Source organism: Streptomyces sp. NPDC058985, from assembly GCF_042740985.1.
Lineage (GTDB): Bacteria > Actinomycetota > Actinomycetes > Streptomycetales > Streptomycetaceae > Streptomyces.
Map to the genome: position 1 here is coordinate 1 of NZ_JBHYJX010000020.1, position 16,222 is coordinate 16,222.

15 protein-coding genes are annotated in these 16,222 nt (G+C 67.4%); 6 read left to right on the forward strand and 9 right to left on the reverse strand.

Annotated features, from left to right (window positions below; all coding sequences use genetic code 11):
* A partial coding sequence (locus ACFW01_RS19065; protein ID WP_384504828.1) for an ATP-binding protein occupies positions 1-440 on the forward strand: 440 nt, incomplete at its 5' end.
* A 472-nt stretch (positions 441-912) separates the two neighbouring features.
* Here ACFW01_RS19065 and ACFW01_RS19070 read toward each other — a convergent pair.
* From ACFW01_RS19070 to ACFW01_RS19095, 6 genes are all read right to left on the reverse strand, one after another.
* Positions 913-1,251, reverse strand: coding sequence for a hypothetical protein (locus ACFW01_RS19070; protein WP_234957663.1), 339 nt, complete (start codon positions 1,249-1,251; stop codon positions 913-915).
* Between the two features lie 54 nt (positions 1,252-1,305).
* A complete protein-coding gene (locus ACFW01_RS19075) occupies positions 1,306-4,950 on the reverse strand; it encodes a hypothetical protein (RefSeq protein WP_384504832.1) in 3,645 nt (1,214 codons plus the stop codon).
* Positions 4,951-4,955: 5 nt separating this feature from the next.
* Positions 4,956-5,366, reverse strand: coding sequence for a hypothetical protein (locus ACFW01_RS19080; protein ID WP_234957666.1), 411 nt, complete (start codon positions 5,364-5,366; stop codon positions 4,956-4,958).
* 172 nt (positions 5,367-5,538) lie between these two features.
* Positions 5,539-5,826, reverse strand: a complete 288-nt coding sequence (locus ACFW01_RS19085) for a DUF1232 domain-containing protein (protein ID WP_234957667.1) — start codon at positions 5,824-5,826, stop codon at positions 5,539-5,541.
* 552 nt (positions 5,827-6,378) lie between these two features.
* Positions 6,379-6,570 (reverse strand): hypothetical protein, encoded by a 192-nt coding sequence (locus ACFW01_RS19090; RefSeq protein WP_384504836.1) that lies wholly within the window; start codon positions 6,568-6,570, stop codon positions 6,379-6,381.
* A gap of 119 nt (positions 6,571-6,689) precedes the next feature.
* Complete coding sequence (locus ACFW01_RS19095; RefSeq protein WP_234957669.1) at positions 6,690-7,175, reverse strand: GNAT family N-acetyltransferase; 486 nt, start codon at positions 7,173-7,175, stop codon at positions 6,690-6,692.
* Positions 7,176-7,834: 659 nt separating this feature from the next.
* Between ACFW01_RS19095 and ACFW01_RS19100 the strand changes: the two genes are divergently transcribed.
* Positions 7,835-9,811, forward strand: a complete 1,977-nt coding sequence (locus ACFW01_RS19100) for a hypothetical protein (protein WP_234957670.1) — start codon at positions 7,835-7,837, stop codon at positions 9,809-9,811.
* 50 nt (positions 9,812-9,861) lie between these two features.
* On the opposite strand, the gene ACFW01_RS19105 is transcribed toward ACFW01_RS19100, so the two are convergent.
* Positions 9,862-10,533 (reverse strand): SMI1/KNR4 family protein, encoded by a 672-nt coding sequence (locus ACFW01_RS19105; protein ID WP_234957671.1) that lies wholly within the window; start codon positions 10,531-10,533, stop codon positions 9,862-9,864.
* A 453-nt stretch (positions 10,534-10,986) separates the two neighbouring features.
* Between ACFW01_RS19105 and ACFW01_RS19110 the strand changes: the two genes are divergently transcribed.
* From ACFW01_RS19110 to ACFW01_RS19125, 4 genes are all read left to right on the forward strand, one after another.
* Positions 10,987-11,253 carry a hypothetical protein gene (locus ACFW01_RS19110; protein ID WP_234957672.1) on the forward strand — a complete coding sequence of 89 codons (267 nt, stop codon included), beginning with the start codon at positions 10,987-10,989 and terminating at the stop codon, positions 11,251-11,253.
* A 144-nt stretch (positions 11,254-11,397) separates the two neighbouring features.
* Positions 11,398-11,862 (forward strand): excalibur calcium-binding domain-containing protein, encoded by a 465-nt coding sequence (locus ACFW01_RS19115; RefSeq protein WP_234957673.1) that lies wholly within the window; start codon positions 11,398-11,400, stop codon positions 11,860-11,862.
* 369 nt (positions 11,863-12,231) lie between these two features.
* Positions 12,232-13,410, forward strand: coding sequence for a Cmx/CmrA family chloramphenicol efflux MFS transporter (locus tag ACFW01_RS19120; RefSeq protein ID WP_234957674.1), 1,179 nt, complete (start codon positions 12,232-12,234; stop codon positions 13,408-13,410).
* On the forward strand, positions 13,407-14,414 hold the full coding sequence (locus tag ACFW01_RS19125) for an IS481 family transposase (protein ID WP_234957675.1): 1,008 nt from the start codon (positions 13,407-13,409) through the stop codon (positions 14,412-14,414). Before ACFW01_RS19120 ends, ACFW01_RS19125 begins: the two co-directional genes overlap by 4 nt.
* A gap of 231 nt (positions 14,415-14,645) precedes the next feature.
* On the opposite strand, the gene ACFW01_RS19130 is transcribed toward ACFW01_RS19125, so the two are convergent.
* Positions 14,646-15,218, reverse strand: coding sequence for a hypothetical protein (locus tag ACFW01_RS19130; RefSeq protein WP_234957676.1), 573 nt, complete (start codon positions 15,216-15,218; stop codon positions 14,646-14,648).
* On the reverse strand, positions 15,218-16,207 hold the full coding sequence (locus ACFW01_RS19135) for a hypothetical protein (protein WP_384504844.1): 990 nt from the start codon (positions 16,205-16,207) through the stop codon (positions 15,218-15,220). Before ACFW01_RS19135 ends, ACFW01_RS19130 begins: the two co-directional genes overlap by 1 nt.
* Positions 16,208-16,222: the final 15 nt, after the last annotated feature.

Sequence of the window (16,222 nt, forward strand, 5' to 3'; positions counted from 1 at the left end):
TCGGGGACTCCGGCACCGGCAAGTCCCACCTGCTGATCGGGCTCGGGACGGCGGCGGCCATGGCCGGCTGCCGCGTCCGTTATGCCCTGGCCGCCAAGCTTGTCAACGAGCTCGTCGAGGCCGCCGACGAGAAGCAGCTGTCGAAGACGATCGCTCGCTACGGGCGCGTCGATCTGCTCTGCATTGATGAGCTGGGCTATCTCGAGCTTGACCGGCGGGGAGCCGAGATGCTGTTCCAGGTTCTGACCGAGAGGGAGGAGAAGAACAGCGTGGCCATCGCTTCGAACGAATCGTTCAGGGGCTGGACCAAGACGTTCACCGACCCGCGGCTCTGCGCGGCCATCGTCGACCGGCTCACCTTCAACGGCACCATCATCGAGACCGGCACCGAGTCCTACCGCCTCGCCCAGACCAAAGCCAAGCAACAGGCAAAGAAGTAGCCCTCACAGATGACCGGTCACCCTCTGGATGTAGATCAAGGCTTCCGGCGACCTTGGCGATCGAGATAGTCGACCAGTTTCGCTTCGCTGCGGCGCAGTCGAACAGACTCGTCCTCAGACAGGGAGCCCAGCGCGTCGGCGAGGACACGTGTTCGGGGCATGTGGACCATTGCACTGGAGTAGATCCGGCACCCAGAGCACCATGCCAAGCCGACGCACCGCTCGAACATCGAGGACTCGGGCGGATAAAGACGGAACCGGTAGGAGCGGACGGCGGTCCCGCAGGCAGTGCAGCTTCGGCGATCACCGTCCTCGACCGTGTCCCAGGTCGCCACCTTGACCCAGTGCCACCGCCTTGCCAGTGCCCTTCAAGTCGTCATGCGCAGCATTCTCGCTCATGGCCCATCAGCCCACCTCAACAGCCCCACGACTACCATCGCTGGCCCTGCTGAGACCGGAACCCGGAGCCAGTTCAGGCCGGAACAAGGGCCGCTTCAACCACCAACGCGGGGCCAGCCCAGACCGAAAATCTGGGGCCATTTCGCGCCGTTAACGCCAGCGAGTCGCTCCTGCAGTATCTGACGCCAGTTGTCACCATGTCGGGAAGCGCGGGCGCGGCGGTAACTCCGCCGAGCTCCAGGCCATGCCGCCCGACCACGTGCCCGAACGCCGGCTGGATGGCCGCGGTGACGTCCTGGGTGAAGCGGGCAACGAGACAGGGCGGCACGATGAGGACGGCATCCTGCCAGTCACCGAACTGGTTACTATGTTCATCCAGCCCGGCCGTAGCCAACCGACGTCGCCACGACATGCCTACTGTCCCGCACGAAACGGACAATCAGGAATCAGGTCTCCTACCGCCCTCTCAGACCTTGATATCGGTGACTGCATCGTCGCGGTTCCATGGGAGTTCACGGTAGTCGCGGTCCCGGTCCGGCATCTCAGTGCCCTGCTCGCGGGCTCGCCGATCTACTTGTCCGCGCAGGCGCCGTGGGGTTGCCATGGACAGCCGGACCTCGGTGCGCACGCTCTCGGCGACCTTGCGCGTCCAGCGCCGCAGACCGCCTTCTGGGGCGGGCGCCGGCCGCTGGTCGATCCTCTCCGCCAAGTCCCGTGTGGCGGCGATGTCGTCGGCGAAGAGCCCGGGGGCGAGCCGGTTCGCCTTCGCCCAGTACTCCGCGGCCGCTAGCACGTGTCGCGCAGCGGCGTCCTTGCCGCCGAGTTGGTCGTGCAGTTTTGCTGCCAAGACACAGGCGCGTGCCACGTCGGGAAGCAGAAGCAGCGTCTCGTTCTTGCGGTAGACGACGCGAAAGTGGTTGGCCGACTCCTGTGCCGCGTCCAATGCGGCGGAGGGGCCCGACATGTCGAGCGCGCAGCGGGCCGTGGCCCTCAGGGCCCGGGCCAGCGGGATCTGGTAGGCGACGCGGTCCAGCTGGAAGAGGCGCCGCCCCAGCGTGACAGCGTACTCGGCGGAGGCCAGCGCCTCCTGTGTTCTGCCCAGTGCCCGGAGTGAGTGCGCTGCGCGGATCGCGATATTGGCGGCCAGCGGGCCGGAGGTCAGTTCGCAGAGGTCCACGGACGCCAGCAGCTCTGCGCCCTCAGTGCACAGTTCCAGGGCGGCCTCGTGCTCGCCGGACTCCGCTTGGCTGCGCGCCAGGCGGAACACCGCTCCCGCGAGCCCCAGGGTGTTCTTGCCCGACCACGGGCCGGCGAGCGTGCGGTGGATACCGTGCGCCTCGGTCGCCGCCTCCTCGGCGTCGGCGGACCTGCCGACCCAGGAGCACCGGTCAGTGAGCGTGTCGAGTGCGCTGGCGAGTAGGGGGAGGAAGTCGTCGCTGTCGGAGTGGACGAGCCGGCGATAGGTGACGACGGCGTCGTGGGCGTGGTCTGCGGCGGCGTGAGGGCTGCCCCGGGTCGCGGCGATCGCCGATCGTGCCTGTGCCAAGCGGGCGCGGTCGGCGAGGGAGAGCTGGCCAGCCGACGCGAGGCGCTGATAGGTCTGGACCGCCTCGTCGGCGTAGAGCGCGGCGTTGGCCTCGACGCCGAACCGGTCCAGGGCCAGCGCGAGTGTCAGCAACGCCTCGGCGAAGTCGGGGGCGTAGCGGTCGTCGACGATCAGTTCCCCGAGGATGCGGTGGGCCTTGTCTGCGAGGTCCACCGCAACGTCGATGTAGCCCACGTCAAGTACCCGCGCCGCGTACCTCATGTAGTTCCGGGCGTGCGCGGCGGCGAGTTCGGGGGGTGCCCGGCGGATCTGCGCCATGGCTTCTTGGATCCCCTTGACGTCTGTGGCGTCGGCATCCGCGCGGAAGGGATCGCGGTCCTCGCCCAGCAGTACACGGGTGCGCGCCAGCTCGTGGTCACACAGCCGGGCCGCGGCGTGCACGAGTGTGGCGCTGTGGGTCGGCACCGCGGCTTCCACCGGACTCAGGTCGAAGTGGACGGGAATGTACGCCACGACGCCCCGGGCCTTGCCGTCACGGTCGTGCACGCGGCCCGAAACGAGGGCGGCGGCCTCCGGGCGGCGTTCGGACAGGCGGAGGAGCACGGTAAGCAGCCGCCGTGCCTGCGCCTGGTCGACCCCGTTGCGCAGCACTGCGTACGGCATCCGCTCCGGCTCCGGCAGACCGTCGGCCCGCTGCCGGTTGAGCACCCGCAGCACCAGTTCCTCCCCGAGCAGGTCGGGCTGCAGCGGAGCAATGTGGGAAGGTACCTCCGATCCCGACACCGGTGGGTAGAGGTCGCGAAGCCAATCGGCGACGGCGCCGACGTCGATGAGCCGGGCCTGGTTGCCGAGCGCGGCCTCGACCAGGCGCGCGGCGGTGTAGCGGTCCGCGGCACCAAAGAGAGTGGCGGCTGCGACCACATCCTCGACACGGCGGGCGCCTGCGGGCCCCTCGGCGACATCGCGGAAGGCGGTCTTGGTTTCAGCGCTCAACTCGTAGTCGGCGGCGTAGAGCCAATGGTGGTCGCGTTCGAGGTCGAGGAGCCGATCGATCACGTGTTCCGGCTGGAACTCGTCGCCGGTGGCGGCGGCCGCCGGAAGTAGCGAGCAGACGGCGGCGATGTGGATCATCAGGGGCGCCCCGTAGTCGGTGTGGTCGAGCGGGGGCATGACCGGATCAGCGGCCACGGCCAACTCATGCTGGTCAGCGAACCGCGCGACATCGGGCCGCAGAGCGTCCCGGACCGTGCGGAAGAATCGGTCGCGGTCGTCGCCGGCGGCGGTGAGGCCAGCCAACCGCAGAGGTTCGGGGCGGACGGCGACCCCCGCGGCGCCGAGGGCCGATGGGAAGCCCGTGCTGCCGCTCCACCAGTCGCCGACGTTGCGGGCGATCAGCAGCATCCGCCACACGGACGGCGTCGGCCGAGCCGTATCGCCCAGGCGCCGCAGGACGGCCCGCAGCTCCCGCGCGCCGTACTCCGCCGCGTAGTCGACCACCAATAGCAGCGGCCGCCCGGTCTGGGCCGCCCGGAGGATGCCCAAGTCGAGCGCCTCGGGCTCGCCGCTGCCCCGCATCACCACAGCGACCCACCCGTCGTCGACCATCAGGGCGCACAGCCGACGCGCCAGGCGGGTCTTGCCCTGGCCTGCCCGCCCGGTCACCAGCCGGGCGGCACGTGCGTCGTCCGAGCTGCACCACGCCCGCAGGTCGCGGATCTCCGTCTCCCTGCCGACGAACGCGGTCCGCTCGGCGTCGGCGCGCAGGAGCGTCGCAAGGGAGGAGCGGCGCCCGGCGACCTGGGAGGCGCCGGGGCGAGCCAGATCGCGAGCCGCGGTCACCGCCAGCAGATCGGCCACAACGGGGAACCTGCGAGCGATGTCGTCGATGCGTGTGGCGAAGGCCTTGCCCCCGAGCGCTGATGCACGGTTGGGCCCTGCTGGGCGTGCGGTGGCGGGGATGCCCTCGGCCGGCGCGTAGGACCGCACCAGGCCGATGACCGACTCGCCGTTAGCCGTTGACACGACGACCGCGCTGCCGCTCGCGCCTTTGGGGTCGTCGGGCGCCGCGGCCGCGAACTCGTTGACGAACAACTGCATCGCCCGAGCGGTGACGACCGAGACCTCCGGCGCGACCACCATCCCCGACAGCGCGACGCCGTCTGGCAGGTTGCCGCTGAGTATGCCCGACATGCCCACCGGGGTGTCGCGGACCACCGGCCCGCCAAGAGCCATTGCGAACTCGCGGAACAGGCGCTCGGCCGCGTCCTCGACGGTCGGCTCCTCCTGCGGCACGCGGGCCAAGAGGGCCACGTCGATATTTCTGTCGGCGTCGACGACCCGGACAGGCACGCACACCGCCGTGGCGCCCGTCACCGGGTCGGCTGGCAGGCGCAGCACCCACGGTCCCTCCGGGGTCTGCCAGATGCAGTGCTCGGCCGTCAGCGCGTACCGCTCGTCGATGACGAACGCGGAACGCGCTCCCGCCCCCGGCAGCATCTGATGATCCGGATCGGCCTCGGAATCGACCTCATGAGCGAGCAACAGGCGCGGTAGACGCGACTCCATGGCTGCTAGTTCCGGTCCAGGGTGAGAGTGACCTGGATCTGCGCCTCGCCGCCAGCTGAGATGAACGCCTCGACGGCTTTACCCGATCCCCCAGTCAGTTTGACGCTAAAGGTCAGCTGAACCTGAGACGCGGAGTAGCGCGTTTCATCAAGCGGCACCGATTCGAGACCGGTGGCCGTCTGCTTTGCCACCGTGCCGATCTGCCGGCCTACGTCCTCGGCCAGCGCCTCAACGGCTTGGCGCGCCCTGACGACCACGGCCGTTCGCGCACGCGCGATCCGGGAGCCGTCGCCGTCGCCGTCGCGCGAGGCGTCCGCCAGCCCTGGAATGTACTTGGAGTCCCCGTCCTCCGCCGCGGGCTCCGGCGTTCCGGCTTGCGGTATCAGCTCAATCCCTAAGTTCCACTCGTCCGGCATGCGAGGCCTCCATCGTGAAGGGTGGGGGTCTGGGTAAGGGGAGATCCAGGGCGTGCGGTCAGGCACACGGCGCTCTGGCATTCCGGCGAAGCGCTCCGTAGCCGCCGCCCGTCCCGGCGGGCCGCAGCCTCCTAAGAGCCCGCGAATGCGGCGGCGGCATGCGCGGGGCGGGCTACCTGGCCGTGATGCCGGCCCGCTCGGCCGCCTTGTTCAGCGAGTGAAGGGCGGCGAAGAGGATACCGATGTCGTCGAGGTAGATCGGATCGGGCAGCAGGTCGATCGGACAGATCGCGTAGACGATCGACGCCCAGAACGCGAACTTGTTCTGGAACGGCACTTCCTCGCTGCTCAGCAACTGGAAGCTCTTCCGCAGTCTCAGGATCAGGGTGACGACTACACCGAGCATTGCGATGACGGCCAGACTGCACATGATGACGGCCAAGTAGAGCCAGTTCTCCACGATTCCCCCCACATCCCCTCACTCACTCACCGTGTCCCAACGGTAGCGGTCTGCGATCCAGGTGTCAGCGAGTTCCACCGTTGCCGTGGAGACGAGGGGACGGTGGTGCAACCGGGCTGAGCGGCTGTTCCCTGCGCGCCGCCGCGGAGGGACTGCTCGCCGTCCGCCCACCTTGTGCACCGCGCAGTGGCGCAGTCGTGCGGTGGAACGCCAGCATCGCCTGCACCGCCAAGGACTGCCCGGGAAAGGGCCTTGCCGTACTCAGCGGCAGCAGGATCGTGGTGCTCTCAGATCCAGACATATCAAGTCGGCAAGAGCAAGGGCTGCTCAACCAGCGCTCCGCCACAATCTTCCTGTTCGTCACGCCGACCGGCATCGGCGCCAGCTTGTTCGCCATCCTCACCGCGAATTCCTGTGCCCGTGGCCGTCACCGCCGGGGCAACCGCCGCCGGCTTGTTCGTCGACCGAATCATGGAATGAATCTGCCTCAGCCTGCCCACAACCACCTCGGTCAGTCGCGGTCCTGTGCCGCGACGGCATGCTCGCCGGGCGTTACCAGTGGCGCAGTGCCTCGGTCAGTTCCTGACGCCATTGATCTCGCCCGGGATCATCGTCGTCTGGTTGTCCGGCCAGGGCGAGGACCTGGTCGGTGATGCGGTAGGCAAGTAGGGATGTCGCTGCCTCCAGCCAGTCCTCTGTCTTGCGGGTCGGCGCAACCGGGCCGAGCACCGTCACGAACCACATGGGCAGCAGTGACCTGGCCCGGATCGCCTCCGAGATGCGATTGCGCAATCTCTGGTACGGCTGCTTCTGAGCCTCGGTGCCTTCGGTGAGGAGCTCAGCGTCCTGCCGCGGACCTCCCATCAAGCAGGTGGAACCTGGCGGGCAGGTACCTCAAGGACGAGCTCGAGACCGTCCCCCTCATCCCATTGCTCTCCGACCTCAACGAAGCCGAAGCCCGAGATCGTGGCCAGGGATGCCACGTTGTCGGGGCTGATCGCCGCCCGCACGGTCCTGACGGCGGTTTCGACCGCTGCCCGGCGAAGCAACTCGATCAGTGTGGATCGGGCGTACCCCTGGCGACGGAAGTCGGGAGCGAGGGAGTAGCCAATCTCGACCATGCCCACCTCATCAGGCGGTCCGTGGAACCCGACATGCCCGACGACAAGCCCCTTGTCGCCGACGACCGCTTGCCGCACCATCCACCGCGCATGGCCGGGCTCGGCGGCCATCTGATCGAGCCCGAACTGCCACAGCCAGCGTGCTTGGTCAGTCACGAAGTACTCGGTCAGCGAAACCCCGGCCGTCCTGCTGGCTCCGGACAGGTCTCCATCGAGCAGCGCGGACATCGTCCTGCTGGACAGCTCGACAAAACGGACCCGTTTCGGGCTCCGCATGAGCGGTCTCTGGTGATCAGCTTCATCTGTCACCTGCGAATGCTCGCCGAATCACCGAACGATTTCCACCGATTCGACACGGACCGGTAAGCGGCCCGCGGCATCATCCACCACCGCAAGCCCACCCCGGCGAATGTTCCCGGTCACGGCACTTGCCGGGGAGCTACGGCACGACGCACCCCTGGCCGAATGGCGCGATTTACGTGGAGACGGCGAAGGTGCCGGTGGCCGGGCGGTCCGACAGATCCGGTAAGTCCGGCCGGTGGGTACCCGTCGGCCTGGTCGCAACCCTGCGACGCCAGGCGGAAAACATCGATTTGGACGACTTAGGCATGGTTCTGACGATGTACCCGTCTGCGTGTATCTCACATCGATCTAGCCAAAAAGCATTTTGGCCGACCTGTTCTACAACCCTGACTAAACGTCAGAAAGGTCACGTCCGATACCTCGTCATACAAGCGGAACCTCCAGGTAGATGGCCTTGATGCGTGAGACGGACAGCCCCTAGGAAGGTCCTGGCGTGACAACCCAAACCGATCAGCCCTGGACGCAGACACCGTCGCAGGGCCAGAGGGGAACTCCTCTTGTCTGGATCTTCCAGCAGCAGACGCATGCTGTCTCGCATCGGCATCGGTGCCGCGGCCCTCCTGTTACTCGGCTCCGGAACAGCCACCGCAGTCGAGGGCTCCGTCTCAAGCCCGGATCCCTACGCCCCTCCGTCGTCGACACCGGCTGCCGGACCTGAGAAGAGCACCAGAGCCGGGAGCCGGCCGGTTTCAGGCAAGACTCCAGAGGCAGGCCCGACCTTCACCCAGGCTGGCGGGGTATGGCAGGTCAACAGATCCGAGGCCGTACTGAGCAACACCGTCACTGATCCCGACGGCGACAAGGCGAATCTGACCTTTGAGATCTGGACGACCAACAGCGACGGCACTCCAAAGACCAAGGTCAACATCAAGGACGAGCCGTACGGCGTACTGGTCTCCAAGTACGTCGAATCCGGTGATCCCGCCGAAGTGACGGTTCCCCACGGCAATCTCAAGCCCGGAGTCACCTACACATTCCACACCTCCGCCTACGACGGCGGCCTGTATGAAACCGAGTGGTCTCCGTGGGCCAAGTTCAAGGTCCGCAACCGGTCCGTCGACATCAAGCTTCCTGAGCCCGATAGGGACGCGCCAACGCTCAACCAGGACGGGCACCAGGAACCGCAGAAGATCGCCCAGCCGGACATAAGCTCGCCGCCTCCGACGGAGCCGCCCATCGGCCGCAGCGCATCGGAAGGCTGGAGTTGTGGCGAGCTGAACGAGAAGACAGGGATTCAGCCGTGCTCTCGCTTGGTGCCGGACAACAGCAAGAAGACCCGCGATGCCCTCACCAACGGGATGAATGGGCCTCATGCGGCACTGCCTCATCTGGTCGACTGGTGCGCGAACCTCACCTACTCCCACATCAAACGGTATGGAGCGTGCATCGGCACCTTCAACTACGAATATGAAGGAATCGTCGTCAAGGACGGCAAGCCCACTGGTGAAGTTCTGAATGCCTCGTGGGCCGTCGGCCAGGAGGTGCAGCTGTCGGGAACCTCGGCGACGTTCACGCAGCAGCTTGTGCTCGTACCAGTGTCGATCGACGCGAAGTTCGGGTCGGTAACCCTGAACGTCGAATTCGATTGTCTCCTCGCTGACCGGTGTTCCAACGGTCAGCAGTCCTGGGACGGTGCCCTGGTATGGACGGGTGCGGATCCGTTCTCGCACTCGGCGGTCGGGACGATCGACCATACCTGGAACTCTGCAAACAAGGCCGACAAGCTCAACCTGTCCACGAAAATCACCGCTTACTCGCCGGTGGCGAACCCGGCAGCCATGCGCTGGAGGGCGAAGGACGCGGAGATCCGCTGCGACAAGATCTCCTCCACCACCAAGCCCGGCTGCACTTTCTACAAGTACATCCCGACGTGGGTGATGAACTTCGACAAGACGCCGGCAGCGGTCGCGCACGCGTGGCTGATCCAGTCCAAGCTCCCCAACCACCCGGGCAGCGAGTCGGCCGAGAAGCCCATGTTCTTCCTGCCCGCTGCGTCCAAGAATGCTGCTGGCCGCGACCCCCAGAAGAACCGGGACGTCATCTGCCCCAAGGAGGCCGACGGCTCCAGTTGGGCAAGCAAGCACGGCCATCCGGACACCACGAAGCTCACTGAGATCAAGCCGACGGACAAGGCATCGTGCGACGAGTTCGCCTACGCCTCCAGCTACAACTCCGGCGGCATGCCGAGCGAGAGCAACATGGGTGGACTGAACCCGGTCTCCTCGGGCGACGAATGTGTGCAGACCTACGCCACCCGTGCCACGCAGGGTGAGTGGCACTTGTACGACGACGAGCGCACGGCAGCCCCGACCTGGAATGAGGTCTGCGGCCGCTCTTCCATGTCCGGATGGATGAACTCCACCTCGATGGGCGGCGCATTCAGCTCGGGCTTCTCCACAAAGTACCGGCTACTCGACCAGGACCCGTACTGGGTGGACTTCCCCCAGTTCGGACACTGTGACGCCTCCAAGGCAACCGTGACCTGCGTCCCCAAGCCGTAAAGAGCGCCTGGTGGCCCGGCAGGGCACTGCTCATGCCAGGCCACCAGGCCTCAGCGAGGACCATCCAGAAGGATCCGGCCCTCCGGAACCTGGCGTTCGTCCCGGGGGTCCACCCACGTCAGCCCACCGCACACGGTCAACGCCGGCCAAGTGTATGCGTCGCGGCGGCCGCCGGGTTCGATGAGGCAGCGCCCCTGCTCAAGAGCGTCAGCGAGTGCAGTGAGCCATGCCTGCAGCGGCCAGCCCGAGGTAAAGGTGGGCAGGGGCTCCGGCTCCTCGTCGGCCGCCCATCGGCCGAGGCTGCCGTAGGACGGTTCATCCGGCCGGGCGTCAATGTACCGGCCGTACCAGATGTCGTCCGGCGTGCAGGAGATCGGAATGCGGCCCGGCTCAAACTCCCAGTCGCGTGTCTGCGTGACGTAAGCGTCTTGCAACTGCGCCAGTCGATACCAGCCTTGATGTCCTGGAAGAAACCCGGCCGGCCACCAGCTCTCCCCAGCCGCGGGGTCATCGATCCCGTCGTGGAGTCTGTACCAGGCCCGTAGCGTGGACGGAAACGCCACCTCGATCGCCTCTTCCACGGCCACGATATCGGCCTCTCCGGCCGGAGGGCGCAGCAGGGCGGCAGACGTCGGGGCGTGGGCCCAGAGCCACCTCTCGATACGCCCCCAGACGACAGTGACCTGCGCGGCCGCCTCCTCTGCGTTCCGTCGATCTGGCATACCGTCACCGTACTAGCGGAAGCGAAGCCACCTCTACCCGTACCCAATAGGCTACATATCGCGTTCCGTCGTTCGAGACCGGATGGCCTCTCCGTCCGACGCGCACACGCACTCCTCCCCGGGTTCGGGCAACCCACCGCAGCTTGCCTGCCTGATTTCACCCCGGCCGCACACACTGGCGCATCGGGGAAGGCCCTCACGCCGGCCTTCGCCGTGCGACCGCCTCACTACGAAAATGGCTGTGAACCTGGGCTGACGGCGGCGACGCCTGGGATGTAGTCCTGTTACTGCTCTTACGAACAGGAGTGATGTTGCATCCCACGTCCAGGTCCTTCTGAAGCGGTCAGTTAGGGCCCACGACGCCCCCGTGTCGTCGAGCAGCTCGAAGAACAGCAGGCCCGCAGCAGCGTCACGGGCGTACAGAGCCGAATGGGCAGCGAGGACGACGAGGGCGTGGACGACCGAAGCGCGCTGTCGGTACCGGCCCGGAAGCTGCTCAAGCTCTCCACCCCGCGCAACCCGGCGCAGCTGGCCGCGTTCATCAACCTGCGCGTCCCAGCCCGAGCACCAGCACTGGCGGCGCGGCATCGAGGCTGCGGGCATCCCCTGTCGCTCCCGTGTAGCCGCATGTCCGGTAGCGGCGAGATCGTCCAGGATCGGATCAGCGCCGACCGGCGGCGGGACGAGCTGGAGGCAGCCGTCGCCACCAACTTCACGTAAGTGAGCCGTCGGCCCCGGGGAACTGCCCACGCCGGGTTGAACTGGAACGCCTACCGCCACGAACGAATGACGTCCCCCCAGAGCTTCACATTTCCTCCACGATGCCGCTATCGTCAACGGTTCAACAATCACCTCGGGGGAATCGTGACCAATCCATATGCGCCGCCGACAGCAGAACGACCGGCGCCAAAGTGGGCGAGGAAGCGCTACGTCGGTCCTGCCATCGCCATCGCCTTCTTCCTCGGTATCGGAGCCGGCGCCAGCGACAGCCAGCCCAAGGAAGAAGCCAAGACCGTTTCCGCCAAGCCCCAACCCACCGTGACTGTCACCGCCACAGAGACCGCCAGTGCTACGCCCGAGCCGGCTCCCACCGTCACCGAGACCGTCGAAGTCGAAGTCACGGAAACCGTCACTGCCGCACCCGCCTACGACAACAGCAGCGGCGGAAGCGACAGCAACGACAACACCAGCGGTGGCGGTGGCAGCGTCTACTACGAGAACTGCGCGGCAGCCCGAGCCGCTGGAGCGGCGCCTGTCCACGCAGGCGAGCCCGGTTACGGCCGCCACCTCGACCGTGACGGCGACGGCACCGGCTGCGACTGGGGATAGGCCGACAGCGCCTGCCCCGACTGGGGATGGGAGGAGGGCTGGAGGTGTTGCCGGCAGTGGCTCGCCGATGTCGGGGCTACGGAGACGACGACCAGGGCGCGGTCTAGGTGTTGCGGGACAGGACGTTGGTGACGTAGGCGATGCCCGTGAACGCAAGATGCTCCGACGGGCATCGGTCAGGTACCGTGCGGTGCATGTCGAGTCCTGAGTCAGACACGGTGGGGGCTTTCGGTCACGCCGTCAGCCCCGTGCACCACTGAGCTCGTAGCCCTGTCGTCGCGCCGCTTTCTGCGGTGGGACGTTGTGCTCGGGGCTGGCCGCGGTGACGAGATGACCTTCTCGTGCCTCTCCTCACCTCGGAGCCACTCGATGCCTCTCCCGCTGTACCTGCTTGCCCTGGCGGTCTTCGCTATGGGCACCTCGGAGTTCATGCTCGCCGGCCTTCTGCCGGACATTGCCTCGGATCTCGACATCACCGTCGGGACAGCAGGCTTGCTCACCTCGGCCTTCGCGATCGGTATGATCGTCGGGGCCCCCCTGGTGGCCGCGCTTGCCCGCAGCTGGCCCCGGCGCCCGGTCCTTCTCGGGTTCGTCCTCGTGTTCGCGGTAGCTCACGCCGTGGGCGCCGGCACCATGAGCTTCCCCGTCCTGCTTGCCACCCGGGTTGTTGCCGCGCTCGCGAACGCGGGGTTCCTTGCCGTCGCTCTGACGACTGCGGCCGGGCTGGTCTCACCCGACAGGAAGGGACGCGCGCTGGCCGTGCTGCTGTCCGGCACGACAGTGGCCACGATCGCCGGTGTCCCTGCTGGGGCGGTGCTCGGCACGGCACTCGGCTGGCGGGCCACCTTCTGGGCTGTCGCTGTCCTCTGCCTGCCTGCTGCTCTCGGCATCTTGAAAGGGATCCCCGCAGGACGTGCAGAGAATGAGGCCGTTGGTCGGCCGGCGTTGCGAGCGGAGCTGGCCCAGCTCACCCGGCCGCGGTTGGTCCTGATGATGCTGCTCGGCGCGCTGGTGAACGCAGCGACCTTCGGCAGCCTCACCTTCCTCGCCCCCGTCGTGACCGACAGCGCTGGGCTGGGCGAGTTGTGGATCTCTGTCGCTCTGGTGCTCTTCGGCACCGGCTCCTTCGTGGGCGTCACCGTCGCCGGACGGCTGTCCGACCGCAATCCCGGTCCGGTCATCGCGGTCGGCGGTCCGTTGCTGCTCATCGGCTGGCCCGCCGTGGCGGTGCTGGCCAGCAAGCCAGTCGCCCTGTTCACCCTCGTGTTCGTGCAGGGCGCGCTGTCCTTCGCGCTGGGCAGCACACTGATCACGCGGGTCCTCTACGAGGCTGCGGACGCCCCCACGATGGCCGGCTCCTATGCGACGGCGGCGCTCAACGTGGGTGCCGCCGCCGGCCCCGTTGTCGCTGCGACCACGCTCGGCACCGAAGCCGGGGTCCTCGGGCCGCTCTGGGCCAGTGGGCTTCTCGTCGCGGTCGCGCTGTTCATCGCGTTCCCCCTCCTCACCGTCATCGCGGCCGGCCGGAACACTGAGGTGCTGCGGTGACTCATGCGAACGCCCCCTTGAACATCGAGGGACGCCGACGGCTCGTGGAGCGCTGCCGCACGCGTCCGATCGCGCACGTCGCCGCCGAGGCCGGTGTCTCCCGCGCCTGTCTGTCCAAGTGGAAGAACCGGTACGACACCCACGGCGAGGCCGGGCTGCGGGACCGTCCGAGCGTCCCGAAGTCTTCACCGACCCAGATCCCGTCCGATGTAGTCGAACGGATCGAGCAGCTGCGGCGGGAGAACAAGTGGTCCGCCCGCCGGATCACCCTGGAACTCGCCAGCCGAGGCGTTCGGATCAGCGAGCGCACCGTAGGCCGGTGGCTAGCGCGCCTGGGCATCAATCAGCGCCGCTTCCTCGACCCCGACGGCTCGACCAACAGGCGCCCGAAACGGATTGTGGCTCGCTACCCGGGTCACATGGTCCATCTGGACGTCAAGAAGGTCGGCCGCATCCCAGACGGCGGCGGGTGGCGAGCCCATGGACGCGGGTCCGAGCAGGCCAGGGCTGCACAGCGCGCCAAGACCGGTGGCGCCAAGGGCGGGTACGTCTACCTGCACTCGGCCGTCGACGGATTCTCCCGCCTGGCCTACACCGAGCCCCTTGCCGACGAGAAAGCCACCACCACAGTGGCGTTCCTCAGCCGGGCCCGCGCGTTCTTCGACGCCCACGGCATCCACCGGGTCGTACGCGTAGTGACCGACAACGGCGCGAACTACCGCGCCGCGGCCTTCGCGCGCTCCGCCCTCTCGTGGGCCTCCCGCCACCAGCGGACCAAGCCCTACACGCCCCGGCACAACGGAAAGGTCGAGCGCTACCAGCGCATCCTCGCCGAAGAACTCCTGTATGCCAGGCAGTGGTCCTCTGAAGCAGCACGGGCTCGGGCGATCGCGGTCTGGAACGTCCACTACAACTACCACCGGCCTCACACCGCCACCGGCAACCGTCCTCCAGCCTCACGCCTCCACGTGAGCGTCACCAATGTCATGGCCAGCAACACCTAGGACTGCAACGATGCTTGCGGTGACGGGTGGACAAGTCAGGGGCTGTGTCCGCGTCGCTTGTAGTGGCTGGTGCGGGCCTGGTGTTGTCATCTTCGGCGCCAGGTCGACCAGTGCAGGATGTGCTCGACGGGTGTGGGCCGGCGGTGGGTTAGGCGGGCTCACCGCGACGCCTCTCCCCCCTCCCGGTCTTCGGCCTCTGAGGCGCATCTGGGACCGGTTATCCGGTGTGCGTTATCTGATTTCAACGGAGTAGAGGCCTCCGTCGAATTCCCATCCGTCGGTGCCTTCGCCGATGTCCTGCACGATGACGTCGTCGATGAAGTGGTCCTCGAACTCGTCGTCGGTGAAGTCGCCGGTCATCCAGAGGGCCTCGATCGGTGCCCAGTCGCCCCTGCTTCCGTCGATGCGCAGGGGCGCGGCGTGGGTGGTTCCGCGTTCGCGGCGGTCGGTGCCGGTGGTGACGTAGCCGCTGATCTCGTACTGGCCGCTTTTGATGTGGTCGGGGATGGGGTCGGCGGGGACGACAGCTACGTTCTCGTAGGCGGTGTGGATGAGGTCGCGGTAGCTGCGGCGGACGCTGTACTCGGGGTCGGAGAGCCAGTTGAGGAGAGTATTGGCGGTCACGTCGAGGCCGGCGTCCGCCAGGGCCTGGTGTCCGCGGTGTGTTCCGGTGAGCTGGGAGAGCTGGGCGTGCCAGTGCTTGGCGTTGTAGGACGTCAGGCGGTGGCGGGGGGTGACCTGGGCGCGCAGGAGGTTAATGAGGGCGCTGCCCAGGGAGTGGCCGCGGCCGGTGGGTCCCGCCATCAGTCGTCACCTTCGGGGATGATCTCGCCGGGCTGGATGAACTTGGCTTTGACCTCGCCGAATCCGGTTCCGATGCGGTAGGTGGTGGGTGGGGTGTCGTCGGGTGTCCAGAAGACGGCGGCGTCGACGTTGCGCAGGGCGAGGAGGGTGTGGCCTTCCTGGACGGCTTTGAAGGCGACGGTCCAGTGGCGGACGGATGCCTCGGCGACCATGCTCATGCGCCAGTCCGGTCGCCAGAACGGGGAACGCTGTTCGGGGCGCTTGGGCCACAGCAGGCGCAGGGCGATGGACAGCCGCGTCTTGTACGTCTTGTACGGTTCGCCGCCGGCGTCGACGAGTTCGGCACGTACCTTGCGGGAGGCCTCGTAGAAGGGCTTGAACAGGGACTCGTTGGCTTTGCCCGTCCAGGAGTCGTGGATGGACGGCATGGCGGCGAGGTGGCCGTCGCGGGCGAGCCTGGCCAGATGCTTGATGTGCGGGGTGGTGACCCACACGCGGCCGTGCTCGTCGGGCCGGTCGATGATCCGCCCCAGCGGGTGCGGCATGTCGGTGCGGGTCCACTGGGGGATGTCGATGAGGTAGATGCCGGCCTGGCTCTTGTCGAACGTCTCGAGCGGGCCGGTTTGCAGCAGTTCGTTCGGGGCCAGGGGGACGGTCGAGCAGGCCGACGGGTAGCTGCCGTTGCGGTCGATCAGGCACAGAACCCCCTCACCGAAGGAGGCCGGCACGTGGAGCTGGTCGCGGCGGCCCCGTTTCCCGTTGCCCCGGGTGAAGGGCACCCGCGTGCTGGTGACGTCGGGGTGGATCCAGCGCGGTTCGCCGTCCATGTGCTCACTGATCAGCGGCCAGGGGCCGCTGGCCCGGTCCTCGGTTCGGATGACCTTGACCGGATGCATCTTCGAGCGGCTGACAGCCTCCTTGAGGAGCTTCAGCGCGGGGAAGACTGCGCCCTCCGGCTTGTCCTCCTCGTCCCCCGGATGGATCTCCACCTCCCTCTCCGAACC

Excerpts from the sequence above, each read along its gene's own strand:
- ACFW01_RS19070 (WP_234957663.1), bottom strand. The coding sequence starts at position 1,251 with ATGTCGTGGCGACGTCGGTTGGCTACGGCCGGGCTGGATGAACATAGT.
- ACFW01_RS19075 (WP_384504832.1), bottom strand. The coding sequence starts at position 4,950 with ATGGAGTCGCGTCTACCGCGCCTGTTGCTCGCTCATGAGGTCGATTCC.
- ACFW01_RS19080 (WP_234957666.1), bottom strand. The coding sequence starts at position 5,366 with ATGCCGGACGAGTGGAACTTAGGGATTGAGCTGATACCGCAAGCCGGA.
- ACFW01_RS19090 (WP_384504836.1), bottom strand. The coding sequence starts at position 6,570 with ATGTGGTTCGTGACGGTGCTCGGCCCGGTTGCGCCGACCCGCAAGACA.
- ACFW01_RS19095 (WP_234957669.1), bottom strand. The coding sequence starts at position 7,175 with ATGTCCGCGCTGCTCGATGGAGACCTGTCCGGAGCCAGCAGGACGGCC.
- ACFW01_RS19100 (WP_234957670.1), top strand. The coding sequence starts at position 7,835 with ATGCTGTCTCGCATCGGCATCGGTGCCGCGGCCCTCCTGTTACTCGGC.
- ACFW01_RS19105 (WP_234957671.1), bottom strand. The coding sequence starts at position 10,533 with ATGCCAGATCGACGGAACGCAGAGGAGGCGGCCGCGCAGGTCACTGTC.
- ACFW01_RS19120 (WP_234957674.1), top strand. The coding sequence starts at position 12,232 with ATGCCTCTCCCGCTGTACCTGCTTGCCCTGGCGGTCTTCGCTATGGGC.
- ACFW01_RS19130 (WP_234957676.1), bottom strand. The coding sequence starts at position 15,218 with ATGGCGGGACCCACCGGCCGCGGCCACTCCCTGGGCAGCGCCCTCATT.